Source organism: Hymenobacter tenuis, assembly GCF_054780495.1.
Genome location: NZ_BAAGWF010000004.1, coordinates 490,771 through 513,457 on the forward strand (window position 1 = coordinate 490,771; position 22,687 = coordinate 513,457).

Annotated in this window: 24 protein-coding genes; 18 read left to right on the plus strand and 6 right to left on the minus strand. The window is 55.8% G+C overall.

All coding sequences use genetic code 11. The annotated features are described in order from the left end of the window. The first annotated feature begins 246 nt into the window (after positions 1-246). Positions 247-1,134 carry a DNA/RNA non-specific endonuclease gene (locus tag ACYVGU_RS15550; RefSeq protein ID WP_460613572.1) on the plus strand — a complete coding sequence of 296 codons (888 nt, stop codon included), beginning with the start codon at positions 247-249 and terminating at the stop codon, positions 1,132-1,134. 539 nt (positions 1,135-1,673) lie between these two features. Here the strand turns inward: ACYVGU_RS15550 and ACYVGU_RS15555 are convergent. After that, a complete protein-coding gene (locus tag ACYVGU_RS15555; protein ID WP_460613573.1) occupies positions 1,674-2,243 on the minus strand; it encodes a DUF4468 domain-containing protein in 570 nt (189 codons plus the stop codon). A 718-nt stretch (positions 2,244-2,961) separates the two neighbouring features. Here ACYVGU_RS15555 and ACYVGU_RS15560 point away from each other — a divergent pair. From ACYVGU_RS15560 to ACYVGU_RS15630, 15 genes are all read left to right on the plus strand, one after another. Continuing rightward, entirely contained in the window at positions 2,962-3,114 is a 153-nt protein-coding gene (locus ACYVGU_RS15560) for a hypothetical protein (RefSeq protein ID WP_460613574.1), read from the plus strand. A 346-nt stretch (positions 3,115-3,460) separates the two neighbouring features. Next, on the plus strand, positions 3,461-4,318 hold the full coding sequence (locus tag ACYVGU_RS15565) for a dihydroorotate dehydrogenase (protein WP_460622805.1): 858 nt from the start codon (positions 3,461-3,463) through the stop codon (positions 4,316-4,318). A gap of 77 nt (positions 4,319-4,395) precedes the next feature. Continuing rightward, the gene (gene pyrF, locus ACYVGU_RS15570; RefSeq protein WP_460613576.1) at positions 4,396-5,160 is read left to right on the plus strand and encodes a beta/alpha barrel domain-containing protein; all 765 of its coding nucleotides are present in this window, start codon (positions 4,396-4,398) and stop codon (positions 5,158-5,160) included. Between the two features lie 24 nt (positions 5,161-5,184). Further along, positions 5,185-5,502: a hypothetical protein gene (locus ACYVGU_RS15575; RefSeq protein ID WP_460622806.1), complete on the plus strand. Its 318-nt coding sequence runs from the start codon at positions 5,185-5,187 to the stop codon at positions 5,500-5,502. Between the two features lie 7 nt (positions 5,503-5,509). Then, the gene (gene pyrE / locus ACYVGU_RS15580) at positions 5,510-6,124 is read left to right on the plus strand and encodes a type I phosphoribosyltransferase (RefSeq protein WP_460622807.1); all 615 of its coding nucleotides are present in this window, start codon (positions 5,510-5,512) and stop codon (positions 6,122-6,124) included. A gap of 125 nt (positions 6,125-6,249) precedes the next feature. Next, the gene (locus tag ACYVGU_RS15585; protein WP_460622808.1) at positions 6,250-9,285 is read left to right on the plus strand and encodes a phosphoribosylformylglycinamidine synthase subunit PurL; all 3,036 of its coding nucleotides are present in this window, start codon (positions 6,250-6,252) and stop codon (positions 9,283-9,285) included. Then, positions 9,282-10,325, plus strand: a complete 1,044-nt coding sequence (locus ACYVGU_RS15590) for a phosphoribosylformylglycinamidine synthase subunit PurQ (RefSeq protein WP_460622809.1) — start codon at positions 9,282-9,284, stop codon at positions 10,323-10,325. The genes ACYVGU_RS15585 and ACYVGU_RS15590 overlap by 4 nt, the downstream gene beginning before the upstream one ends. A gap of 46 nt (positions 10,326-10,371) precedes the next feature. Continuing rightward, positions 10,372-11,301: a phosphoribosylaminoimidazolesuccinocarboxamide synthase gene (locus ACYVGU_RS15595; protein WP_460622810.1), complete on the plus strand. Its 930-nt coding sequence runs from the start codon at positions 10,372-10,374 to the stop codon at positions 11,299-11,301. 1 nt (position 11,302) lies between these two features. Next, the gene (locus tag ACYVGU_RS15600) at positions 11,303-11,686 is read left to right on the plus strand and encodes a nuclear transport factor 2 family protein (protein WP_460622811.1); all 384 of its coding nucleotides are present in this window, start codon (positions 11,303-11,305) and stop codon (positions 11,684-11,686) included. A 17-nt stretch (positions 11,687-11,703) separates the two neighbouring features. Continuing rightward, positions 11,704-11,838, plus strand: a complete 135-nt coding sequence (locus ACYVGU_RS15605; protein ID WP_460622812.1) for a hypothetical protein — start codon at positions 11,704-11,706, stop codon at positions 11,836-11,838. Next, positions 11,838-12,116, plus strand: coding sequence for a hypothetical protein (locus tag ACYVGU_RS15610; protein ID WP_460622813.1), 279 nt, complete (start codon positions 11,838-11,840; stop codon positions 12,114-12,116). Before ACYVGU_RS15605 ends, ACYVGU_RS15610 begins: the two co-directional genes overlap by 1 nt. 6 nt (positions 12,117-12,122) lie before the next feature. Next, on the plus strand, positions 12,123-13,409 hold the full coding sequence (gene purD / locus ACYVGU_RS15615; RefSeq protein WP_460622814.1) for a phosphoribosylamine--glycine ligase: 1,287 nt from the start codon (positions 12,123-12,125) through the stop codon (positions 13,407-13,409). Then, a complete protein-coding gene (gene purN, locus ACYVGU_RS15620) occupies positions 13,348-14,109 on the plus strand; it encodes a phosphoribosylglycinamide formyltransferase (protein WP_460622815.1) in 762 nt (253 codons plus the stop codon). Before purD ends, purN begins: the two co-directional genes overlap by 62 nt. Positions 14,110-14,214: 105 nt before the next feature. After that, positions 14,215-15,723 carry an amidophosphoribosyltransferase gene (gene purF, locus ACYVGU_RS15625; RefSeq protein WP_460613586.1) on the plus strand — a complete coding sequence of 503 codons (1,509 nt, stop codon included), beginning with the start codon at positions 14,215-14,217 and terminating at the stop codon, positions 15,721-15,723. A gap of 203 nt (positions 15,724-15,926) precedes the next feature. Then, positions 15,927-17,030: a phosphoribosylformylglycinamidine cyclo-ligase gene (locus ACYVGU_RS15630; protein ID WP_460622816.1), complete on the plus strand. Its 1,104-nt coding sequence runs from the start codon at positions 15,927-15,929 to the stop codon at positions 17,028-17,030. Between the two features lie 62 nt (positions 17,031-17,092). Here the strand turns inward: ACYVGU_RS15630 and ACYVGU_RS15635 are convergent, their stop codons facing one another. Continuing rightward, positions 17,093-17,584, minus strand: coding sequence for a hypothetical protein (locus ACYVGU_RS15635; protein ID WP_460622817.1), 492 nt, complete (start codon positions 17,582-17,584; stop codon positions 17,093-17,095). 292 nt (positions 17,585-17,876) lie between these two features. After that, positions 17,877-18,086: a heavy-metal-associated domain-containing protein gene (locus ACYVGU_RS15640; RefSeq protein WP_460622818.1), complete on the minus strand. Its 210-nt coding sequence runs from the start codon at positions 18,084-18,086 to the stop codon at positions 17,877-17,879. A 176-nt stretch (positions 18,087-18,262) separates the two neighbouring features. Between ACYVGU_RS15640 and ACYVGU_RS15645 the strand changes: the two genes are divergently transcribed. Beyond that, a complete protein-coding gene (locus tag ACYVGU_RS15645; RefSeq protein ID WP_460622819.1) occupies positions 18,263-18,796 on the plus strand; it encodes a DUF4240 domain-containing protein in 534 nt (177 codons plus the stop codon). Positions 18,797-18,886: 90 nt separating this feature from the next. Here ACYVGU_RS15645 and ACYVGU_RS15650 read toward each other — a convergent pair whose 3' ends face one another. The 3 genes from ACYVGU_RS15650 to ACYVGU_RS15660 all read right to left on the minus strand — a co-directional run bounded on the left by ACYVGU_RS15650 (position 18,887) and on the right by ACYVGU_RS15660 (position 21,454). Next, positions 18,887-19,180: a hypothetical protein gene (locus ACYVGU_RS15650; RefSeq protein WP_460622820.1), complete on the minus strand. Its 294-nt coding sequence runs from the start codon at positions 19,178-19,180 to the stop codon at positions 18,887-18,889. A 176-nt stretch (positions 19,181-19,356) separates the two neighbouring features. Further along, on the minus strand, positions 19,357-20,844 hold the full coding sequence (locus tag ACYVGU_RS15655) for a nicotinate phosphoribosyltransferase (RefSeq protein ID WP_460622821.1): 1,488 nt from the start codon (positions 20,842-20,844) through the stop codon (positions 19,357-19,359). 214 nt (positions 20,845-21,058) lie between these two features. Next, positions 21,059-21,454 (minus strand): STAS domain-containing protein, encoded by a 396-nt coding sequence (locus ACYVGU_RS15660; RefSeq protein ID WP_460613593.1) that lies wholly within the window; start codon positions 21,452-21,454, stop codon positions 21,059-21,061. Positions 21,455-21,913: 459 nt separating this feature from the next. On the opposite strand from ACYVGU_RS15660, the gene ACYVGU_RS15665 reads away from it, so the two are divergent. Further along, positions 21,914-22,591, plus strand: a complete 678-nt coding sequence (locus tag ACYVGU_RS15665; RefSeq protein ID WP_460613594.1) for a response regulator transcription factor — start codon at positions 21,914-21,916, stop codon at positions 22,589-22,591. Positions 22,592-22,687 lie beyond the last annotated feature (96 nt).

Below are 22,687 nucleotides of genomic sequence, written 5' to 3' on the forward strand. Positions count from 1 at the left end.
TAGTTACCCTTTATCCACCTATCCTTATCTCACTTATTTTTCTTGAATTGGAAGCCCCGTTGTTGCAGGCAGCGGGGCTTTCCTGCGTTCAGGACATGCTGGTTTGTTGCGCCGGCAATTGTGTAAAATCTTGTTGATTGCACTTATGCCCGAAATGATAATAGTATGTTAACCTCCGCTTAGGCGCTACGCTCCACCTTTGCCTACGCAATGCTCTCATTCTTCCACAACCAAAAACCTTTCTAAATGCTGCGTACCCCTATTCGCTTGCTGAGCCTCGCTCTGCTGGCCAGCTTAGCCGTGTCCTGCGCCAAGGACGAAGTAGTGCCCACCGCCGGTCCGGCTCCCGTTGTGCTGCAGGCCGATGCCACAGCCACCCGCGACAATAACCTGGCGCTGGGCAACCCCAGCGGTGCCGTAGCCGATCCGTATTACTACTGGAATTACCTTGTTACCAAGTCGCAGTTCTCCATGTCGTATCACCGCGACCGGGGCACGCCGAACTGGGTAAGCTGGCACCTGAGCAGCGCATGGTTGGGCAGCACGCCACGCCAGGATAATTTTGCGCCCGATAACACCCTGCCTTCTGGCTGGTACCGCGTTTCCAGCACCAGCTACACCGGCTCGGGCTTCGACAGAGGTCATAACTGCCCCTCCGCCGACCGGACGGCCTCTATTGCCGACAACTCGGCCACGTTCCTGATGAGCAACATGATTCCGCAGGCCCCCAACAACAACCAGCGGACCTGGGCTAACCTGGAAAACTATTGCCGCACGTTGGTTAGTGCTGGTAATGAGCTGTACATCATCATGGGCAGCTACGGCAAAGGCGGAACGGGCTCGGCGGGGTACGCAACCACCCTCGATGCCGGCCGCGTTACCGTACCGGCCCGCGTGTGGAAAGTGATTGTGGTGCTGCCAAACGGTACCGGCGACGCGGCCCGTGTCACGACCAGTACGCGGGTTATTGCCATTGACACTCCCAACGATAACGCCCTTAATACTTCCTGGAGCGCTTACCGCACCACCGTCGATGCCATTGAATCGGCAACGGGCTACAACCTGCTTTCAGCCGTGTCCTCGGCGGTGCAAACTACCGTTGAGGCCCGCGTAGATAACGGCCCCACCAGCTAACTCACTAGGTCTTCCGTAAGAGCAAACCCCGACTGCGTGTAGTCGGGGTTTTCTTTTGCCTCACTGTAAGCGGGTTAACCCACCTAAAAGTGGCAATTTCTGTTAATCTAGCAGAAGCGGCTGTTCATCTTTAAATTTATGTTATTAGTCTAAGGTGGCGCCTTTCCTTGAGGGCGTCGTTGTAAGTTTGTACTGAGTGAAGTGAGGGTGAATAGAGGAGTGATTTGAATGAAAAGCCGCGCTGCAACGCGGCTTTTCTCTTTTCCGGCCAGTGTAGGTGCAGGATGAAATAGGAGCCGTCTGTAGTGTCGCGTTGACCAGGATATTACTGCTTAGTAAACAAGTGATTATAATGTAGCGGTTTGCGCTCTGGTACTGCCTAGTGAGTTGCTAGGCTGGTGCCGGCTACTCAACTGCTCAGGTAGAGAAACACTAGGGTAAATTTGGGTGGCAAGTGCCTCTTATATCAGCAAAGCCTCTGCTCGAAACACAACGTTTCGGGCAGAGGCTTTGCTGATATAAGAGGCTAGTAGAAAGGCCTAGTTTTCGCCGCCGGCCACACCCACCTGTCCTTCGGCCGGGGTGCTGTTCATATATGAACGAAACGACATGGCGGCTTCACTGGCCAGAGAAGTGGCCTGAGCCGTAATACGCCGGTCGTTGCGGGTTTTGTCGTTGCTCTTTTCTTCCTGAAGCTGGGCCCGGTACTGATCAAAGGGTACAGTCTGGGAGGGCTGCTTGGTATCCGGAATAACCCGGAACGAGCCGATGCTGTATTCGTAGCCAGTTCCGGTAGCTCGGAAGGAGAAATCGAATAGCACCGGCAACTCCTGCTCCTTGCCTTTGGTGTCTACTTGCTTCACTTTACCCGTGCCCGTTACCCGAACAGTTCCGGCGCTTTCATCCACCTTCATCCCCGACTTCGGGCCGTAAGAAAAACGGTTCTGTGCCCAGTCTAGTGCACGGCGGTAAAGAGTAATGTTATCTAGGTTTTCGGCGGGTACCCGTTCGCTGTATCCAACAGGGGCCGGTGCATCAGTCTGGGCTTGCACCTCCGGTGTCAGCGTCATCATCCCGAGTACAAGTAAGCTAAGTAGTACTTTTTTCATAGCAAAGAGAGAAGAAGTTTAGAAAAACATGCAAAAAGCCCCTGTAGAACAAAGATAACAGTTACTTGCGGCTTATTATAAAGGAACTAGTATTATAAATATGTTAAGACACTGGTTGGCGCAGGTAGCTCATAATTTGGTATAGATTACCCGAAATAGACTACGAAAAGATGATTTTTACTGGTCCGTGGCGGCTAGTATACACTATAATAGTGGCTGGAAGTTCACTGTTTGTATATTTCTAATATTGAGACATCGATTCTCAGAATGATATATGCGGCAAGAACGACTTGCTCTAGCACGTGTGTAATAAGCTTTGATGAATACTAGGATACATAATACTGTTGAAACAACCTGAATAGCAGACAGATAATAAAAGTGTTTTCTAGGTGTGTGCTAAATTCAAACCGATATTGGGTAATTTTCAGATAACAAATAATTAACATAAATGTCCTTGCTAGTGAAAATAAGAGTAGTACTTTTGCACCGTGCTTCAGCTAAATCAACCCAATCTGATGAAGCGCGGGACCGAGCGAAACGCCGTCCTGCGAGATGACCGAAAGGTTGTTTCTCCCGTTGACTCTTTCGGTTTTATTGGTTTTGCCGCTTTCACCGTTTCGGTTTTCGAAGCGGTTTTTTTATGCCCTGTCGGCTCGGCAAGCCTTGCGAAAACCAGCACTTCCACCCGCTTTTCTCACCCCCTACTGGTAGCCACCTCATGAACGACAATACCACCCTCGCCCAGCAGATGGTAGTCGCCGCTCCCGCCGCCACCCGCAACGTGAACCTGCCCTCGGGTGCCGGCGTAGGCACGGCCCATGTAGCCCCGTTCATCTCCAGTCAGAAAGACATCCGCGACTGCGTAATCTAGTCTGGCTCCTTCGCAAGCGCCCGGTTCTATAGCCGGGCGCTTTGCTTTGGTAAGGATAGTGATCAGACGCTAGATCATAAAAACTAGCAAACCCGACGACAATCCCGTTTCCCACCTGAAGGCGGCAGCGGGGCGGGGTGGATCAAGGAAGCGGGGTGATAGAAATCAGGGGGGATTCTGACGCAAGTCGGTCCGCGAATTGGCCACCCCGTTTTTTCGGGCGCAAAAGGAATAAATGTTAACTACTTTAGGCCCAGGCTAAGGGTAGTGTTTTCGTCTGATTTAGTGGTAGCCTGCTCCGGCTTGGGAGTGCGGCGGCCAGCGAAATCATAGCTTTTTAAACTATATGCAACTCGGCAAACTCACGCTCCAGAACCCCGTGTGCCTCGCGGCCGCCCCCTGGCAGCTGGATGGAACAGGCTACGAGCGACTGGGGGCGATTTTCACCCGCACCGTGACCATGGAGCCAAAGCCCGGGCTCTACGAAGAAGGCATTTGGCAGGTCGCTGACCAAACCTTGCTGAACGCCACCAATATGCGCACTGAAAGCGCCGAAATTCTGGTGCAGGAGTACTTGCCCAACCTGCGTCGGTACGGCGTGCCAGTGTTCGTGAGCATCACGGCGCCCGGCATTCCGGGCTTCCGCAAAATTGCGCGCTTCCTGGCCCGCGAAGCTGGCGACCTAATTGCCGGCGTAGAGGTATACATCGCCCAGCCAGATACTGGCAAAGGCGAAGAACTAAACGCCAAATTCGTACGCGAAGCCACCCAAGCCGTGCGCAACGAGCTAGGCCCTGAGGCCGCCGTAATCGTGAAGCTGCCACCGTGGCCAGAGCACATTCGTGGCTTGGCCCTTGGGGCGCAAGCTGGCGGCGCCGATGCGTTGGCGGCTACCAATCTACTGAAAGCTTTGCACCTGCCCGATGATGCTACGGCCGCACCAGTGGCAGGCGGCCTGTCGGGTGAGGCCTTGCGGCCAGTGGCCTTGCGCTGTGTATGGGAACTCGCTCACGATGAGCGTATTACGTTGCCCACCTTCGGGACGGGCGGCGTGTTTACGGCCGCTCATGTCAGTGATTATCTGCGCTGCGGTGCCGTTGCTGTGCAGGTAGCCAGCGGCGAATGGCTGGAGCCCGGTTTGGCGGCTCGGCTAGCAGCTGAGTGCGGACACCTGGTGCCAGAGCCTTCGCAGGCCCGGCCTTAGTTGTAGGTTGCCTGCCAATTAGTTAGAACCCAGTTTCTCCCACCGCGAGCTGCCCGGTTCGCGCCACTTCCCACCTAATGGAAAAGCTACTTCACCGCGTACAGGCGGCTAATTCCCTACTCTGTGTAGGCCTCGACCCTGTAGGCGATGATGCGCAGGTTGCGCGTCGCCTAGCCCAGGTCATTGACCAAACCAGCGAGTACGCTGCTGCTTTCAAGCCCAACCTAGCCTTTTTCCTGAGCCGGGAAGACGGCGTGAAGCTGCTGCGCGAAACCGTGCAGCGCATTCCCGAAAGCATCCCGGTTATTCTGGACGGCAAGTTCGGCGACATTGCCAACACTGCCGACCACTATGCCCGCTTTGCCTACGACATCGTTGGGGCCGACGGCGTAACCGTGAACCCGTATATGGGCGACGACGCTATTGTTCCCTTTGCCCTACCCGGCAAGCTAGTGTTCGTGCTGGCTAAAACCAGCAATAAGCCTACCCATTCTCTGCAAGATGTAGCCCTCACCCGGGGCGGCTCCCTGTCAGATTGCGCCGCTACCATAGCCCGCAAGCTCGATGAGCAGCATGGCGGGGGTATAGGCCTAGTAGTAGGTGCCACCAACGCCGAAGCTGTTGCCCGCATGCGTCGCCTCTCGCCCGAGCAGTGGTTCCTGGTGCCCGGCGTAGGTGCCCAAGGCGGCGACTTGCAAGCCACGTTGAAAGCTGGCCTGCGCGCTGATGGCTCCGGTCTTCTTATTAATACGTCGCGCGCGTTGTGGCAAGCAGATGATGCCGGTGCCGCAGCTCGGGAGCTGGTAGCACAGATCAACCAGTTTCGCCCAGTAGTAGCCTAGGCCGAACGTATCTGTAAAGTGCCAATGTCCATCAACCGTGAGTCTGTACAAGGAACGTTTGAGGTTATTGACAGCTTCGCTATTCCACAACGTAAAGAGTTCTATCTGATAGGGCTAGTTAAAGAGGCGTTGATACAAGCAGGATGGTATGCTCATATTTCCTTGAATGGGTTTACAACGTTAACCATCAGAATAGAGCGGATAGAATACGTCCTGATGAAGGCACGAGAAGAGTATAAGATGCTAGTTATTAAGGCCGAAGAAGAAGATAGTATGGATGTGCTGCTGGGCCTTAATATTGGGTTAGAATCAGTAATCATTTCAACAGAAGGCTCCGAATAAAACATACATGTCCTCCACCCAAACCACCCTCACCTCCGAAACGCTAGAGCAGCAACTGCTGCAGGAAGACGCGCTCCTGCGTGGTCACTTCCGTCTTTCTTCCGGCTTGCATTCTGATACCTACGTGCAGTGCGCCCGGTTCCTGCGCCGGCCCGACCTAGCAGCCCCAGCGGCAGCAGAGCTGGCCCGGCAGATTCAGGAAGCTGGCCTGCAGCCCGATGTGGTGGTAGGCCCGGCTATGGGTGGCGTAGTGATTGGGTATGAACTGGCTCGACAGTTGGGTGTGCCCGGCATTTTTACGGAGCGGGATGATACCGGGCAAATGACCTTGCGGCGGGGCTTTACCATTGAGCCAGGTCAAAAAATTGTTATTGCCGAAGACGTCGTGACTACCGGCAAGAGCACCAATGAAGTAGCGCGGCTGTTAGAGGGGCTGGGCGCAAAAGTTTTGGCCGTGGCAAGTTTAATTGACCGCACGGGTGGGAAAGCTGAGCTAACTTTTCCGAACTTTGCCCTGCTGCCGGTAACGGCGGCCACCTACGCACCCGATGATTGCCCGCTTTGCCGGGCAGGTATTCCGGTGGTGAAACCCGGCAGTCGGCCGGAAAAAGCGTTTTCTTAAACCTACTTCGCTGCAACCGGTAGCTAAGCAAGGCATTTTCGGCGTACCCTGCGCGGGTATGCTTCCTCACGTGGGCACCTTCGCCTAAGCGTGGGAAACCCGAAAAATAGATAACCAACCTCCTTTTGGACTCTACCCAAAGAACCATACAGCTTCTGCTTAAGCCCGGCCAACATGATGGCGAGGGTCAACGTGTAGCCGAAGCTGCCCAACGCCACCTAGGCCTCTCTACTGGCCGGGTGCAAAGCACCGCCCTCTACACGGTGCGCTACCCCGTGAGCGACGAGCAACTGCGCGACTTCGCCACCCACTGCCTCCAGGACCCAGTGCTGCACGACGTGGCCCTCGACGAGTTCCGCCACGGCTCCGAATACAAAAGCTACATCCTGGTGGCCAAGTTGCCCGGCGTGACGGATGACGAAGGCATATCGGCCCAGAACGCCCTCGGCGACTTCCTGAACCAGCCGCTCGACACCCATACCCAGCACATCTTCAGCAAACGGCTCTACTTCCTGGAGCACGAGCTGCCCGAGAGTAGTCTGCGCCGCCTGGCCGAAGACCTGCTCGGCAACAAAATGATTAACCGCTTCGAGGTCGGCCCCATAGCCCAGATTCGCGACTACACGCCGCGGCCGGGTGGTGGGGCCGAATCTATTACGGATACGGTGCCGCTGGTAGGCCTCTCCGATGAGGAACTGGTTAAGCTGTCGAAAGACAACCTCTACGCCCTGAACCTGGAGGAAATGCGCGCCGTGCGCGACCATTATACCAGCATTGCTGAGGAGCGCCAAGCCGCTGGCCTGCCCCAGGACCCTACGGACTGCGAGCTGGAAATCATTGCCCAGACGTGGTCGGAGCACTGCAAGCACAAGGAGTTTAGCGCCGTTATTAAGTACCGGGATGCGGACACGGGCGAGAAGTTTGAAGTAGACTCCTTGTTCAAGACTTACATCAAAGACGCTACCTCCGAGGTAGACCGCCAACTCCGCGCCAACGGCAACGACTGGCTGATTAAGGTGTTCAGCGACAACGCCGGCGCCGTGCGCATCAACCCGGAGTCGTTGTTTGTGTGGAAGGTCGAAACCCACAATTCACCTTCGGCCATCGACCCCTACGGCGGAGCTATTACCGGCATTTTGGGCAACAACCGCGACCCGCTGGCCACTGGCATCGGGGGCGCGCGGCTGCTGTTCAACACCAATGTGCTGTGCTTTGGCAACCCTGAGTTTTCGGGCACGCTGCTGAGTAATCAGCTGCACCCGCGCCGCATTTTCGAAGGTGTGCGCAAGGGCATTGAAGATGGCGGCAACAAGTCGGGCGTTCCGACGGTGAACGGCGCTATTGTGTTCGATGACCGGTATGCTGGTAAGCCGCTGGTATACTGCGGCACCGGCGCCGTGATGCCCATGCAGCTAGCTGGACTCGACTCGTGGGAGAAAAACATTGACGCCCAGGACCGCATCGTCATGGCCGGTGGCCGGGTGGGCAAAGACGGTATCCACGGCGCTACGTTCTCCAGCATTGAGCTGGACGAAACCTCGCCCGCTACGGCCGTACAAATCGGGTCACCAATTACCCAGAAGCTAGCCATGGACTTCCTGATCCTGGCGACTCGCCGCGGCCTGATTAAGTGCAGCACCGACAACGGTGCGGGTGGCTTGTCTTCCAGCATAGGTGAGCTAGCTACTATCAGCGGCGGTGCTGTTGTGGAACTGGAGAAAGTGCCCCTGAAGTACCCTGGCCTACGACCTTGGGAAATCTTCGTGTCGGAGTCGCAGGAGCGTTTCTCGCTGGCTGTGGAGCCCGCGAAGATGGCCGAACTGATGGCCCTAGGCCAGGAGATGGAAGTGGAGCTGACCGATATTGGCTACTTCACCTCCGATGGCAGCCTCGACGTGCGCTTCGACGGTGAGTCGGTGGCGCGCATCGATATGGAGTTCCTGCACAATGGCGTGCCGCGCAAAGTGCTGGAAGCCGAGTGGACCAAGCCTACCGCCCAGGAGCCCGCACTACCCGCTAACCTCGACTATACTAACGTGCTGAGCCGCCTGCTGGGCAGCCTTAACATTTGCTCCCGCGAATCGGTAATTCGGCAGTACGACCATGAGGTGAAAGGTAGAACCATCATCAAGCCGCTGATGGGCGCTACTGGTCAGGCTCCGCAGGATGCCGCCGTGGTGCGTTTCAACTTCGAGAGCTGGGAGGGCGTGGCCGTGAGCAACGGTATCTTGCCCCGCTTTGGAGACATAGATGCCTATGATATGTCGGCCGGCGCGTTTGACGAGGCCGTGCGCCAGATTGTAGCGGTAGGAGGGAAGCTGCCCAACCTTAGCTACGGCGACGGTAACTTCTGGTCGGTGAACGACAACTTCTGCGTACCCGACTCGGTGTATGACCCCGCCACCAACCCTGACGGCAAGCACAAACTAGCCAAACTGGTGCGCATGTGTCAGGCCCTGCGCGACGCCACAGCGGCCTACTGCATCCCGCTCACCTCGGGCAAGGACTCGATGAAGAACGACTTCAAGGCCGATGGCGTGAAGATTTCGGTTCCTCCCACGGTCCTGTATTCTATGACCGCCAAAATTGAGGACGTCCGCCGCACCATCACCTCCGACTTTAAGCAAGCCGATGACGTGGTGTACCTGCTGGGCGAAACCTACGATGAACTGGGCGGCTCGGAGTTCTACCAACTCTTCGATGAGCTAGGCGCCAACGTACCCAAGGTTCGGTTCGAAGAAGCCAAAGCCCTTTACACGCTGATGGGCCAGGCTAACGAGAAAGGTCTTATCCAATCTTGCCACGACCTATCGGATGGTGGCCTAGCGGTTGCCTTGGCGGAAGCCACGTTTGGTCATGGGTTTGGGGCTAATGTGGAGCTGCCCGCTACTGGCCTAGGCCTATCGGCGCAGCTGTTCTCGGAGTCGCACTCACGCTTCGTGGCCACGGTAGCTCCGGAAGATGTGGTGGCTTTTGAGCAGCACTTCGGTGCCCGCGCTACCCGTCTTGGCGTGGTAACGCAGGACAGCCAGCTCACGGTGCGCCACAACGGGCAAACCGTTATTTCGGCCAGCACGGCGGCCCTGCGCCACGAGTGGACGAATGGCCCAGTAAACAGAATTATCGGCTTCGGCCAGCACGAAGCGGCTCAGATATCATGAACGAGAAACCATTATTTCCGGATCTGAATTCGCCGCCCATGCCGCAGCGCGACGAGACGGGGCCAGCGCAAACCAACGCCGACGGTTCCGTGACAGTGCTCGGCTATAAGAGCATTGACGGCGGCCACGAAAGCACCGAGCCCCTAGGCCACTCAGCCGAAGGAACCGCTGTCCAGCAGCCGGTGCGCGCCCTCATCCTGACGGGCTTCGGCATCAACTGCGAAGAGGAGTTTGCCGCCGCCTACAAGCTAGCCGGCGCTGAGCCAACCATCGTGCACCTCAACCAAGTGTTGCACGGCCACGTCAGCATCCACGACTACGACATCCTGAACTTCCCCGGCGGCTTTAGCTTCGGCGACGACCTAGGCTCGGGAGTGGTGCTGGCCAACAAGCTGCGCTACCGCAAAAACGCCGAGGGTCGTACCCTGCTTGACGACATCAAGGAGTTTATTGCCAACGGCAAGTTCGTGATGGGCATCTGCAATGGCTTCCAGGTACTAGTGAAGCTAGGCCTATTGCCTAACCTGAGCGGCAACGTGACGCCGGAAGTGACCCTGACGCACAACGCCTCGGGCCGCTACGAAGACCGGTGGGTGCGTTTGAAGGTTAATCCTAAGTCGAACTCGCCCTTCCTAAAAGGCATCGACTCGATGGAAGTGCCCGTGCGCCACGGCGAAGGCCGCCTGATTATCAAAGGCGAAGAAACGCTAGCTCAAATCGAAGCCCGTGCCCTGAACTGCCTGGCCTACACTGACTTCGACGGCTCGCCGACGGATGTGTACCCGCACAATCCCAACGGCGCCGACCTGAACTGCGCCGGCCTGACCGATACCACCGGCCAAGTATTCGGGCTGATGCCGCACCCTGAGGCGTTCCTGTCGCTCTACAACCACCCCGACTGGGCCCGGCGCAAACGCCAGAACCCGAATCTGAGTGAGGAAGGAGACGGCCTACGCCTGTTCCGCAACATTGTGGAGCACGTGCAAAGCCAGCGCCAAACCGCTACCACACCCCAGGAAGCCAGCCAGTTTTCCTCCTAGACACCTCCGCATTTCGCTGCCCTAGTGCCGGCTGCTAACTCGTTGTATGAACACCCTCAACCACTTCGATACCCCCCAGCTCGAACTTCTGCACCGCGGCAAAGTTCGTGACTCGTACCGTGCTCCTTCCGGTGAGCGGCTCATCGTGGTAACTGACCGTCTCTCGGCGTTTGACTCGGTGCTGGAAACGCCCGTGGCTCACAAAGGTGCGGTGCTGAATGGGCTGGCTGCTTTCTGGTTCGACAAAACCAAGCACATCATCCCGAACCACGTGATTTCGTTGCTCGACCCGAACGTGACGCTCGCCAAGGAAGCCGAGCCTATTCGGGTGGAGATGGTGGTGCGGAACTACCTCACGGGCTCTATGTGGCGCGGCTACCAGCAGGGCCAGCGTACCTTCTCAGGCGTGACGGTGCCGGACGGCTTGACCAAGCACCAGCAGTTCCCCGAGCCCATCGTGACGCCAACCACTAAAGAGGAGTCGGACCGCGAGATTACGCCAGAGAACCTGGTGTCGGAAGGCTGGGTGACGGCGGAGCTGTACGAGAAGATGCGGGTGAAGTCGTTGGAGCTGTTCAACTTTGCTTCGAAATGGATGGCCGAGCGCGGCATTATCCTGGTAGACACCAAGTACGAGTTTGGATTGCTGGATGGGGAGCTGATTCTGATTGACGAAATCCACACGCCCGACTCGTCGCGGTTCTGGAGCGCCGCGGACTACGCTAAGAACCCCGAGACGGCCGAGCAGATGGACAAGGAGTACGTGCGCCAGTGGCTGATTGCCAACAAGAAGGACGGCCAGTATCCCCGCGCCCTCACCCCCGAAGTATCCGCCGAAGCCACCCGCCGCTACCTCGATATCTACGAGCGCATCACGGGTGCCCCACTGCCCACCGGGAATGAAACCACTAGTGACGTACAGGCTCGCCTTGTGGGCAACCTGGTGCGTGCCGGCATCATGAAAGAAGCCATCTGAAATGGAATCCTCGCAGGTAAAAAAGCTAGTAACCGATTATATCGAAGCGTACAACCGCTTTGATGTGACCGGTATGCTAGCGCCGCTGCACGAGGATATGGTGTTCCGCAACATTTCTGGTGGTGAAGTCAACTTGACTACTACTGGTAAGGAAAGCTTCCGTCAACAGGCCGAGCAAGCCAAGCAGTACTTCTTGCAACGGGAGCAGCGCATCACCGATTGGCAAGTAGCCGACAACCGCGTGGAAGTATTGATTGACTACACCGGCGTAGCGGCCGTCGAGTTTCCCAATGGCCTCAAACCTGGCGACACGCTGCACCTGCAAGGCAAATCCGTTTTTCAGTTTGCGGATGGGTTGATACTTTCCATCGACGATATAAGCTAAGCCTGCGCTAACCTCCAATGACTACCGCTACTACCACAGTGCTCGAAGTGTCCTCGCCCCAAGAGGTGGAAGTGCAGCCGTTGCTCGACGCTTTGTTGGAGCAGCTGAGCCGTGAGGTGCAGCAACCCAACGCACCGTTGCGCTTACTGTAATGATGGAATATATTCAGAGCCTTTGGGGCGATTCACTTGATAATCCGACGCATCAGGATGTACTTGACTTCATTGAGAAAATCAAGTTGTCTGATAAGGAGCACGGGGCCTTTTGGGTTGCTTTAGCTGATGAGAGCAACTTGGAGGTGCATCAAAATCTGGAAGTGATTCTGACTGATGCGGAAGGTGAAGAGAAAAGAAGCTACGCCAGAAACTGGGAGGAAGTGCAAGAATACTTTCGCCTTTTCGCCGAAGGCCGACGTGATTTTATAGACTGAATAAACATGAGTATCAGCAATAAACCCATAGTACTCCTCGGCGGCGGGGCCCGTGAACACGCCATGGCGTGGAAACTGACCCGCGACGGTGCCACCGTGCACGTGCTACCCGGCAACGCCGGCATCCCGAACAGCCACCCCGAAATCAGCGCCACCGACTTTCCGGCCATCCAAGGCTTCTGCGAAGCTAATGGTGTAAAGCTGATTGTAGTTGGACCAGAGGCACCACTCGCAGCGGGCGTAGTAGATCATTTCGCTGGCTCCGATATCCGGGTGTTTGGTCCAGGCCGGGCCGGGGCGATGCTAGAAAGCTCCAAGGTATGGTCGAAGGACTTTATGCGGCGGCACGGGGTAGCCACGGCCATGTCGTGGAAATACCGGAGTGATAAGCTGGACGAGGCTCGCGCCAAAGCTACGGAGCTCGATGGGCAGGTAGTAGTGAAGTTTGATGGTCTGGCGGCTGGCAAAGGTGTGTACGTGTGCTCCTCTATTGAGGAAGCCCAGGCCGCGCTAGACGATTTGCAGCAGCAACACACGGGCTGGTTCAGCTTCCTGCTGGAAGAAAAACTGACTGGCCCCGAAATTAGCATCATCGGCGTGACGGATGGTAACCGCGTGCGGCTGCTGGCACCCTCCCAGGACCACAAGCAACTATTGGCCGGCGACAAAGGCCCTAACACGGGCGGCATGGGCGCTTACTGCCCCGTTCCGTTCTGCGACGATAATATCCTGGCTGCTATCCGCACCAGCATTGTCGATCCTACCTTACTAGGCCTACAAAATGAGCAGTTCGACTTTAAAGGCTTCCTGTACTTCGGTATCATGCTCACGCCCCAGGGCCCGAAGCTGCTGGAATACAACGTGCGCCTCGGCGACCCCGAAGCCGAAGTATTACTGCCGGCACTAGAAAGCAGCCTGCTGGAACTCATTGAAGCTACGCTAGATGGCCGGCTACAGCAAACGGTGGTACGGCAGCGCCGCGGGTATTATGTGGGCGTGGTCCTGGCTTCTGGTGGCTATCCGGCTGCTGATTTCCCGACGGGTTTCCCGATTACTGGCCTAGACCAGCTGCACCCCAGCATTCTGGCCTTCCACGGCGCTACTCGCCGTCAAGACGACGGCCAGTTGGTGACCAACGGTGGCCGGGTAATGGTGCTCGTAGGCCACGGTGATGAGCTGGAAGATGCTGTAAATCATGTGTATCGGGAGGTAGAAAGAGTTAAATTCAAGGATGTATACATCCGTACCGATATCGGCCAGCGGCCGGAACCTAGCCTTGCAGGAAACTGGTAAACATAGCACCCGTAAGCAGCGCCTGGCAATCTTATTGTCGGGACGGGGCTCCAACATGGTGGCCCTGGTACACGCTGTGCAGTTCGGCGTGTTGCATGAGCTAGCCGAAGTAGCCGTAGTCTTCAGCAACAAGCCCGATGCACCTGGCCTAGAAACGGCTGCCACGCTGGGGTGCCCCACTGCCAGCCTCAGCAGCGAGGGCCGCAAGCGCGCCGAGTACGATGCGGAGGTAGTGGACGTGCTGAACCGCTACCAGCCCGACTACGTGGTACTGGCCGGCTACATGCGCATTCTGTCGCCCACATTTGTGCGGGCATTTCCGGGGCGCATCATCAACATTCATCCGGCCGATACGCACCAGCACCAGGGCCTGCACGCCTACGAGTGGGCCTTTGAAAATCAGCTGCTTGAAACCAAAATCACGGTACATGTGGTTGATGAGGGCCTGGACACTGGGCCTATCCTGGCGCAGCATTCCGTGGACTTGCGCGGGGCTGATACCCTAGCGGAAGTAGAGCGCCGTGGCTTAGCCGTTGAGCACTTTTTGTACGCCGATACGCTGGCCCGATTCATTCGGGGCGAGCTACCACACCACAATCCTGAAACAGTGGCCGCGGCTGCTGTTTCAACCTCCACCCCCGATCCTCTGCTGCCTGTTTCCGCTGGTTCCTCTCCGCAAGGAGATGAGGCTGTGGGCTAGGCCACTTATTCGCCTCAACCCGCTGGTGCTGCCAAGCTGCGGCGGGGTTACTTCACCACCCCTGTAGTGGGTTTTACGCTCACTACTGCCTTCTCGATATTTCCCATGTGCGGAATTGTAGGTTTTTACGGCCCCGATGACGTCGCCCACGACATCGTATTTGGTCTGACGGCGCTCCAGCACCGCGGCCAGGACGCGGCCGGTATAGCCACCTTCGACGATAACTTTCACCTCTGCAAAGGCAACGGCCTGATTTCCGATGTGTTCCGGAAAAAGCAGCTCAAGAAGCTGAAGGGCAACATCGGTATCGGCCATGCCCGCTACACTACGCAGGGCTCCAACGATGCGGAGTTGGCGCAGCCGTTTACCACCAGCTACCCCTTCGGGCTGTCTATGGTGCACAATGGCAACGTCATCAACTTCCGCTCGGCTGCCAAGCGCCTGCACGAGAAGTACCACGTGCTGCCCAAAACCAGCAACGACCTGGAGCTCATCATGTACACCTTCGCCTCGGAGCTGCGCCTGAAGAACCTCGATGCCCTTTCAGTGGTTGATATTTTCGATGCGGTAGAAACGACGCAGGAACTGGTGAAAGGGGCCTACGCAACCATCACCGTTATTGCCGGTCATGGCCTATTAGCTTTCAACGACCCACTGGGCATTCGGCCCTTGGTACTAGGCCGCCGCGATACGGAAAAGGGTCCCATCTACGCCTTTGCCTCCGAAAGCACTTGCTTTGATTATCTGGGTTTTGAGTTCATCAAGAACGTAGGCCCTGGCCAGGCGGTGTTTATCGATAAGGACTTCAAGGTACACTACAAGAATCCGTACAACCTCCCGAAGGCCTTCTGTGTGTTCGAGCACATCTACTTCGCTCGCGAAGACTCTACTATCCATGGCCGCTTGGTGGCTCGGGAACGAGTGCGGTTGGGTAAGATGCTGGCCCGGAAAGTTATCGAGTCGGGCATTCAGCCGGATATGGTGATTGATGTGCCCTCTTCGGGCTACTTCTCGGCCTCTGGCCTAGCGGAAGCCATTGGCGTGCCCTACCGTCGCGCTATGGTGAAGAACAACCACATGGGCCGCTCCTTCATCGTGAGCAGCCAAGCCGGCCGCGAGGATATCGTGAAGAAGAAGCTCAACCCCATTCGGGAGTTTGTGGAAGGCAAGAAGATTGCCGTGGTCGATGACAGTATCGTGCGGGGCACCACCTCACGACGCATTGTGCGCATTCTGCGCGAGGCTGGTGCGGCCGAGGTGTACTTCATTAGCAGTGCGCCGCCCATCATTGCCCCCTGCATCTATGGCATTGATATGGCCATGAGCACGGAGCTGATTGCCGCTAACTATACCGAGGACGAAATCTGTCAGTACATCGGGGCCGATAAAGTAATCTATCAGTCGATTGAAGACCTGCAGGAGCTATTCTCGGAAGATAAAGGCCACGGCGGCAGTTGCTTCGCCTGCTTCACCGGCAAGTACCCCACCGGCGACGTAACCAAATACCTGCGTCACATTCAGGAGGAGCGCCAGAGCCACCGCCACGACAAGAAAAATGACGCTAACGCGTTGCCTTCCGTGAGTGCCAAAGCTCCCGAGCCAACCGAACATTAATTCAAGATGATGACAGCATTAGGACTAAGCTAAAAACTAGTTCCTCGCCTCAATGAGGAGAGGTTAGGGGTAGTTGACCTATCGTCAGGCACCCATTAGTCTTTAGGTCTAAAACTCGTTCTGCTGTCTATCAACCACCCCTAGCCCCTCCTCATCTGAAGAGGGGAACTAGCCTTCTAGTTTGCTTAATCCTAGCGTTTCATATGTCCTCTGACCTCAAAGCTACTGCCGGCTACTCCATCGAGGAAGGCAATGCCGCCTCCAAAAATGCTTACCACTGGGCCCAGAAAACCTTCTCTACCCGTGCGGGTAAGCCTGGCGAGCCGGCGCAGGACCTGGCGGGCGGCTTCTCCAACGAAATCCGCTTTGGCGCGGAGCGGCTGGGCATTGGCTCCGATGGTATCGGTACCAAGATTGAGGTGGCAGAGCGTACGGACCGTTACGATACGTTAGGATATGACCTAATTGCCATGGTAGCCGACGATCTAGTTGTGGCGGGTTTCATCCCTACCAATCTGTCGAATATCATCGACGTGAACACCCTCAACTACGAGGTGGTAGATGAGCTGATGCACGGCCTGCATGATGCGGCGCAGTTCAGTCAGATAGCCGTAACAGGTGGCGAAATTGCTGAGCTAGGTAACCGCATCGGTGGCTACCCCGGTGCCCGCATGAACTTCAACTGGTGCTCCACGGCCGTGGGCGTGTTGCACCCGAGTCTTGAGCGCCCCCTAAGTGGTGCCAACGTGCACGCCGGACAGGCAGTGGTAGCGCTCCGGTCCCCATCGTTCCGCTCCAACGGCTACTCCCTGGCCCGTCGCGCCCTCACCAAAGCCTTCGGTGAAGCCTGGCACACGGCTCCGTACACCGGGCCTGATGCCGCCGAAATGGGCCAGACCTGGGGCGAGGTGATGCTTGCGCCTTCGCTCATTTTCGCGCCCGGTGTGACGGCGGTGCTGGATGCTGGCCTGCTGTTGCATGCAGCGGCGCACATTACCGGCGGCGGTATTGCCGATAACTTCAAGCGCGTACTCAAAAACGGCGTGGGCGCCGAACTGACCAACTTGTTCGAGCCTCTGCCTGCTATGCAGCAGCTGGCTGAACTGGCCGGTATTACACCCACAGAAGCCTACCTCTATTGGAACATGGGCAACGGCATGCTTCTCGTTACAGACGAAGCCCAGGCTGAAGCCGTGGCCGAAACCCTTCGCAGCTACGGCTACCAAGCCCAAGTAGCCGGCCGCATCACGCAGGAAACTGATGTAGTATTGCGCGTAGGTGCGGGCGAGTTGCGCTACGAGGCATAATTCGTAACCAATCACGCTTATAAAACATGAAGCGGTAGGTACTGTACCCACCGCTTCATGTTTTATAAGGGTTTGAAAGTCATAACTATTTCTACCGTGAAGTCCTCCGGGGTATCGTAACGCTCTCTGATTTTAAGAGTTGAAGCATCTAACGCAAGGACCTCGTATGTGTGCAGGTTTCTATCGATAGTAATCGACAACGTTTTTGCATCTGGAGTTAGCGTCCAGCTGCCTGATCTTGATTGCGGAGTAGATGAGCTGAATTTGGTGCCACCTTCATCCACAATAAAGCTTTGGTTGGAAATAAATTGCCAAGAGTCATCCTTAGTCCAGTCAGAGATGCTGTTATACCCTTCCTCAGGTACTTGATCAGGAGAAAATTCAGCTACTGTTGAGACCTTCAGCCTTGTTGTGTAAGAGGTCAGTTGCCATTTAGTAGCTAGCAGAAATTCGTTTTTGGTAGCAACATGTTTCGGCGTTATGCTATCTTTTTTGGTGCAAAAAGTAGTAAAGAGAAGCAGACCCGATGAAAGGACAATAGTTAGCAGTTTCATGAATAAAGAGAATAGTAGGTGAAAAAGTGCATAGCAAATAGGGATACAATCAACCAGTGAAGACTGTCGATGACAGGCGCTATCTGCTTCTACACGCATGACCAGGCCGCAAAAGCATAGGTTGCTTCTACTACCAACTTCTTTTAAAACAAGTTATAACGGTGGGCATTGAAGGCGATGCTGAACTTATAAGGAATCGGTTTACGGTAACCTGGACTCCACGAGCAGATATAAAAACAAAAGCCGAACTGTTCATACAGCTCGGCTTTTGTTTTTATAGAGGTATTGTAAACTAGGCTGGTTCGATATCAAACCCAGCTTGGGCCACAGATTTCATAATCAGCTCGGGAATGGGGTTCTCGCATTCTACAGTGAGAATCTTATCGGAGCTGTTTGTGTCTACGCTCCATTTGCTCACGCTGGCTTCGGCGTCGAGGAAAGGGGTTACGGCGCGCACACAGTTGGCGCAGTTGATGCTGGTTTTGAATTTAAGGGTTGACATAGGAGTAACAGTTAGAGCTGCAGTGGCCTAGAGAAGCGGTCCGCGGCGGGTGAGTTGCTAGTACAACGAATACAACGCAAAATTAGCTGCCGCAATAGGCCTAGCCCGTACAGGCTTTGGCTAGAGTAGTGCAGAGTTTTGCCGTATTTAGTCGCCCAACTCGCAGTACACCGAAAATGGATAAGAACGAATTCTGGCAGTTAATAGACGCCGCCAAAAAAGCTTCAAATGGCGACCAGACTCTTCAGGAGAAGGCACTGATCAACAGCCTTGCAACGTATGAGCCGGAGCATATTATTGATTTTGAGTGTATCCTACGGGAGTATCTGATTGAGGCCGACGACTTCGGCATTATGGCTGCTCAAAAAATACTTGACGGTTACGTTTCGGATGATACCTACCTGTACTTCCGGTGTTGGCTCATAGGTCAAGGAGAGAGCGTTTTCAGGGCGGCGCTTGACAAACCCGATACGCTGGCAATGGTGCTGGACGCCGGGTATCAGGATTTTGAAGAACTGCTATACGTAGCAACTACTGCCTTTCAAAAACGCACTGGCAAAGAAGAGGAAGACGATACCTTTCCCAGGGAAATAGCGTCGGCCCGAGGATTAAATTATGATTTTGGCTCTGTTACCAAAGGCGAAGACTGGACCGAAAGTCAGTTGCCGAAGATGCTGCCTAAGCTTTGGAAGAAATTTGGTGCCTTATGATTAATGGTAACTATGCATTGTAGAATATAGCGCAGTTAACTATAAGTAATCTATAGATTCGTCTTTGTAACCTACTCAGGGTAGAGTAAATTATTCCACAATTACTCGCCAGTCGATAGCTTCAAGTTCCTTCAAGGAAAGCGAAATCGTAGTGTAACGATGTGTTTGATTGAGGCTATCCATGCTGTGGTATCGACGCACAGAGTCCGTTGCATAGATGAAAAGATTGAGTTGCTTGTTTTTGCTGCGGTTTACTTCTCTGACCCATTCATCCATGCTACCAGGTATGGTTTGCTCAGCCTCAGTTCCTGGTGTAATGCTACGGCTCAGACATACTTCTGACCTATTAAGGCTTGGATAGTCAGGAATAGTATCGTGCGCCATCTCTACGCAAATAGCGGTCTTAGTTTTGTTTACTAGCACCAAGCGAGAGTCGTAATAATCACAACTCATTAGTAGAAGGGCTAGTGAACATAGTGGGTGGAGGCGCATTGGAGGACAAGTAAGCCTAATCGTACATAAACGCTTAGTACCTTATTCATAAGTAAGCTGTACAAAGGTTACGCCAGCCGTAGTGGGCGTTTCTCCAGAATCAGGTTGGTGCGGAAGGTGTTCAGGCTTTCCTCGAGGCCTACGGGGTAGGTGTGGGGGTTGAGGAAGCGGCGGATGCTGGGGTCGAGGCTGAGGACTTCGCGGTGGGCACGCTGGCGGCTTTCTTCCAGGGTGGGCAACGCATGCACCAGCTTGCCGCGGCGGAAGATGGGCTCCAGTAGCTCACGGTACGCCGCATCGGGGCGCACGGGGCGGCGGCGGGTATAGTCGCTGGGGTCAATGATGGTCAGGTGGTCGGGGAGGGGCTCGGCGGTGTTGTAGAGCATGTCGGCGCGGGGCTGGCCTTTCTCGGTTTCGTAGCGGCGCACCTGCAGGATACCGGGGATGCTGGTTTTGGCCAGCTGCTCCGAGAGCTTAATGGTGAAATCCCAGCCCGAATCGTCGGGTTTGCGCAGGGCAGCCATCTTGTACACTCCCCCAAGGGCGGGCTGGTCGTAGGCTGTAACTAGCTGCGTGCCGATGCCCCAGGTATCTATTTTGGCGCCTTGCTGCTTGAGGCTGGTAATAAGGTTTTCCTCTAGGTCGTTGCTGGCCACGATGCGCACGTTCTCAAAACCGGCTTCATTGAGCAACGCGCGGGCTTCACGGCTAAGGTAGGCTAGGTCGCCGGAGTCGAGGCGGATGCCGCCTAGCTCGTGGCCGTTGGCTCGCATCTGGCGGGCTACTCGGATGGCGTGGCGCACACCCTCTAGCGTGTCGTAGGTGTCAACCAGGAATACTGAGTCATCGGGGAAAGCCTTGGCGTAGGCAGTAAAAGCCGTTTCCTCGTCCTCGAAAGCCATAACCCAGCTGTGAGCGTGCGTGCCCTTCACCGGAATGTTGAAGCGTTGCCCGGCCAGCACGTTGGAGGTAGCATCAACCCCGCCCAAATACGCGGCCCGACTAGCTGATAAGCCCCCATCGAAGCCCTGGGCGCGGCGCAAGCCAAATTCCAGCACTGTATCGGAGCCAGCGGCTTCCCGAATGCGGGAGGCTTTGGTAGCTACTAGGGTCTGGAAGTTAACCAGCGTAAGTAAGGCGGTTTCCACGAGCTGGGCTTGCAGTAGTGGGCCTTGCACCCGAATCAGGGGCTCGTTGGCAAACACTACAGTGCCTTCCGCAATGGCATCCACGTCGCAGGTGAACTCCAGGTCGCGGAGATAATCGAGAAACTCTTGGGGGAACATTTTCTCACCCTTCACGCTCTTCAGGCTACCGAGATAGGCTAGGTCGTCGTCTGAAAAGCGTAGGTTCTCGAGCCAGTCGGCGGCGTAGGCTAGTCCGGCGCACACGGCGTAGCCCCCATCAAACGGTGGGCGGCGGAAGTAAAGGTGAAACACGGCCTCTCGGTCCTGCATGCCCTGCTGCCAGTAGCCGTAGGCCATGGTAACCTGGTAGAGGTCGGTGAGGAGACTGAGTGAAGGAGCGTAGAGGCCGGAAAGCGGAGCAGGGTTCATACACAAGGAGCGTGATACAAGACGCTCGAAGGTACGGCAAGACGGCCGATGGCGGACAACTTACCGCTGTCCGCCATCGAGTACGAGAGGCTTACCGGCTCTGCATTTTGCTCTGTTTAGGCTACTGGCGGTTTACGCCTGAAGGAGGGGTAGCAGCGCTGGCGCGTGCTAGGGTTGGTTTCCTGCCGAAGTAGGCGAGCCATGTGGGGCGTGCCTATTCGGGCTGGGCCACTAGTGAAGAAGGTAACTGATGATGCCGGACCACACTGTGTTGGGTGCGGCAGTACTGTTCCGCATCGAGGAGGGTGGGTACCACCGGCGGGCAAAGGGCAGTAGGCAGCTTGGCCATAAGCTGGCGGGCAGAGTCGCCGAGGTGGCAGAGCACCAGCTGCACCTGCTGCTTGCGCAGCCGGCGGTAGTAGCGGGCCAGTAGCCGGAGCGTAGCAAACGACAGATTTCGGGTGTGGCTGCAGTCAACCCAAATGTTGGGTTTGCCACTCCGGCTAGCCCGGCGCAGGGCATACGAAAGCTGATCTTTGGTTGCCGGCTCGTTGTCGTCGGCCAGAATAAGCAGATAGCTCTCGGGGAGGATTTCGCGATACACTTCCATAAGGCGGGTGGGAAAGGGTGGGGCAAGGGGTGCGGGCAAAGCAGTGGCCAGCCGCACGCAACGGAGGGAGCGGAGACAAGAGATATACGCTTGTAAAATAAAAAAGGTGCGCAGGTAAGTTGTTGATTTATAGAGAGGTATTTGCTAAGGTGGCTAGGTCGCTACAGGCTCTGAACCGGTGCTCTAAGGATAGCATGCAGCTGTTAGGTAAAGCCTGCGACCACCCGGATACCGTGCTTCCTGTTGCCCGAATTGGACAGCCGTCCTGCTCAGGTGCCTGGGACTGGGCAGGAACAGCAGAAGACATGGTTTCTAGACCTCAGTGGTTGGGGCATAAAGTCAGCCTAGGCAAAAACCAGGTAGGAACGGCCGGAAACTCCAGTCATCTACGGTCATATTCCGTAGTATTGTCAGGCCGCGCTGTTGCGGCGTTTCACTGCTGAGCTTTCGTAAAAGCATATGATTCGTGTATTGCTAGCCGACGATCATGCCATTCTGCGGGATGGTATTCGTGCTATTCTTTCCCGGGAGCCCGACATGGAGGTAGTAGGCGAGGCGGGCAACGGACAGCAGCTGCTGGATATGCTGGCCACTACTCCTACAGATGTGGTATTGATGGATATCAATATGCCGGTGTTGGATGGCTTCGCGACCATGCCATTGATAAAAGCACAGTTTCCGGAGGTGCGGGTATTGGTCTTGTCGATGCTCGACCACGAAAAATACCTGTATCGCATGTTTCAGTTGGGCGTGCTGGGCTACGTGCTCAAGAACGCCGACAGCTCGGAAATCACCTACGGCATCCGGACGGTGGCTTCGGGCCGTCAGTTTCTGTGCACCGAAATAGGTTTGGGTTTGCTGTACCGGACGGAACACCGCGCCGATGTGCTCCCGGAAACCAGTTCAATTCAGAATCTTAAAAGCCAACGTTTGCCCGGAACGGTTGAGCTTTCGATGCGGGAGATGGAAGTGTTGAAGCTAATTGCCGAAGGCCTCACGAACGCTGAAATTGCCGATCAGCTGTTTGCCAGCAAGCGCACCATTGAAACGCACCGCCAGAACATCATCGAGAAAACCAACGCCAAAAACACGGCCGCTCTTATCCGCTACGCCATGAGCCACGGCCTGATTGACTAACGCAAAAACCTGAGTGCCAGTGAAACAGGGGTTGCGTGTTTGGCCGGCCCTAGGCCCGCCGCCGCATCAAACCCTTGTTTCACCCGCACCCAGGTT

Bases quoted from the DNA above. Each gene is read 5' to 3' on its own strand.
- ACYVGU_RS15550 (WP_460613572.1), top strand. From the start codon at position 247: ATGCTGCGTACCCCTATTCGCTTGCTGAGCCTCGCTCTGCTGGCCAGC.
- ACYVGU_RS15555 (WP_460613573.1), bottom strand. From the start codon at position 2,243: ATGAAAAAAGTACTACTTAGCTTACTTGTACTCGGGATGATGACGCTG.
- ACYVGU_RS15560 (WP_460613574.1), top strand. From the start codon at position 2,962: ATGAACGACAATACCACCCTCGCCCAGCAGATGGTAGTCGCCGCTCCC.
- ACYVGU_RS15565 (WP_460622805.1), top strand. From the start codon at position 3,461: ATGCAACTCGGCAAACTCACGCTCCAGAACCCCGTGTGCCTCGCGGCC.
- pyrF (WP_460613576.1), top strand. From the start codon at position 4,396: ATGGAAAAGCTACTTCACCGCGTACAGGCGGCTAATTCCCTACTCTGT.
- ACYVGU_RS15575 (WP_460622806.1), top strand. From the start codon at position 5,185: ATGTCCATCAACCGTGAGTCTGTACAAGGAACGTTTGAGGTTATTGAC.
- pyrE (WP_460622807.1), top strand. From the start codon at position 5,510: ATGTCCTCCACCCAAACCACCCTCACCTCCGAAACGCTAGAGCAGCAA.
- ACYVGU_RS15590 (WP_460622809.1), top strand. From the start codon at position 9,282: ATGAACGAGAAACCATTATTTCCGGATCTGAATTCGCCGCCCATGCCG.
- ACYVGU_RS15595 (WP_460622810.1), top strand. From the start codon at position 10,372: ATGAACACCCTCAACCACTTCGATACCCCCCAGCTCGAACTTCTGCAC.
- ACYVGU_RS15600 (WP_460622811.1), top strand. From the start codon at position 11,303: ATGGAATCCTCGCAGGTAAAAAAGCTAGTAACCGATTATATCGAAGCG.
- ACYVGU_RS15605 (WP_460622812.1), top strand. From the start codon at position 11,704: ATGACTACCGCTACTACCACAGTGCTCGAAGTGTCCTCGCCCCAAGAG.
- ACYVGU_RS15610 (WP_460622813.1), top strand. From the start codon at position 11,838: ATGATGGAATATATTCAGAGCCTTTGGGGCGATTCACTTGATAATCCG.
- purD (WP_460622814.1), top strand. From the start codon at position 12,123: ATGAGTATCAGCAATAAACCCATAGTACTCCTCGGCGGCGGGGCCCGT.
- purN (WP_460622815.1), top strand. From the start codon at position 13,348: ATGTATACATCCGTACCGATATCGGCCAGCGGCCGGAACCTAGCCTTG.
- purF (WP_460613586.1), top strand. From the start codon at position 14,215: ATGTGCGGAATTGTAGGTTTTTACGGCCCCGATGACGTCGCCCACGAC.
- ACYVGU_RS15630 (WP_460622816.1), top strand. From the start codon at position 15,927: ATGTCCTCTGACCTCAAAGCTACTGCCGGCTACTCCATCGAGGAAGGC.
- ACYVGU_RS15635 (WP_460622817.1), bottom strand. From the start codon at position 17,584: ATGAAACTGCTAACTATTGTCCTTTCATCGGGTCTGCTTCTCTTTACT.
- ACYVGU_RS15640 (WP_460622818.1), bottom strand. From the start codon at position 18,086: ATGTCAACCCTTAAATTCAAAACCAGCATCAACTGCGCCAACTGTGTG.
- ACYVGU_RS15645 (WP_460622819.1), top strand. From the start codon at position 18,263: ATGGATAAGAACGAATTCTGGCAGTTAATAGACGCCGCCAAAAAAGCT.
- ACYVGU_RS15650 (WP_460622820.1), bottom strand. From the start codon at position 19,180: ATGGCGCACGATACTATTCCTGACTATCCAAGCCTTAATAGGTCAGAA.
- ACYVGU_RS15655 (WP_460622821.1), bottom strand. From the start codon at position 20,844: ATGAACCCTGCTCCGCTTTCCGGCCTCTACGCTCCTTCACTCAGTCTC.
- ACYVGU_RS15660 (WP_460613593.1), bottom strand. From the start codon at position 21,454: ATGGAAGTGTATCGCGAAATCCTCCCCGAGAGCTATCTGCTTATTCTG.
- ACYVGU_RS15665 (WP_460613594.1), top strand. From the start codon at position 21,914: ATGATTCGTGTATTGCTAGCCGACGATCATGCCATTCTGCGGGATGGT.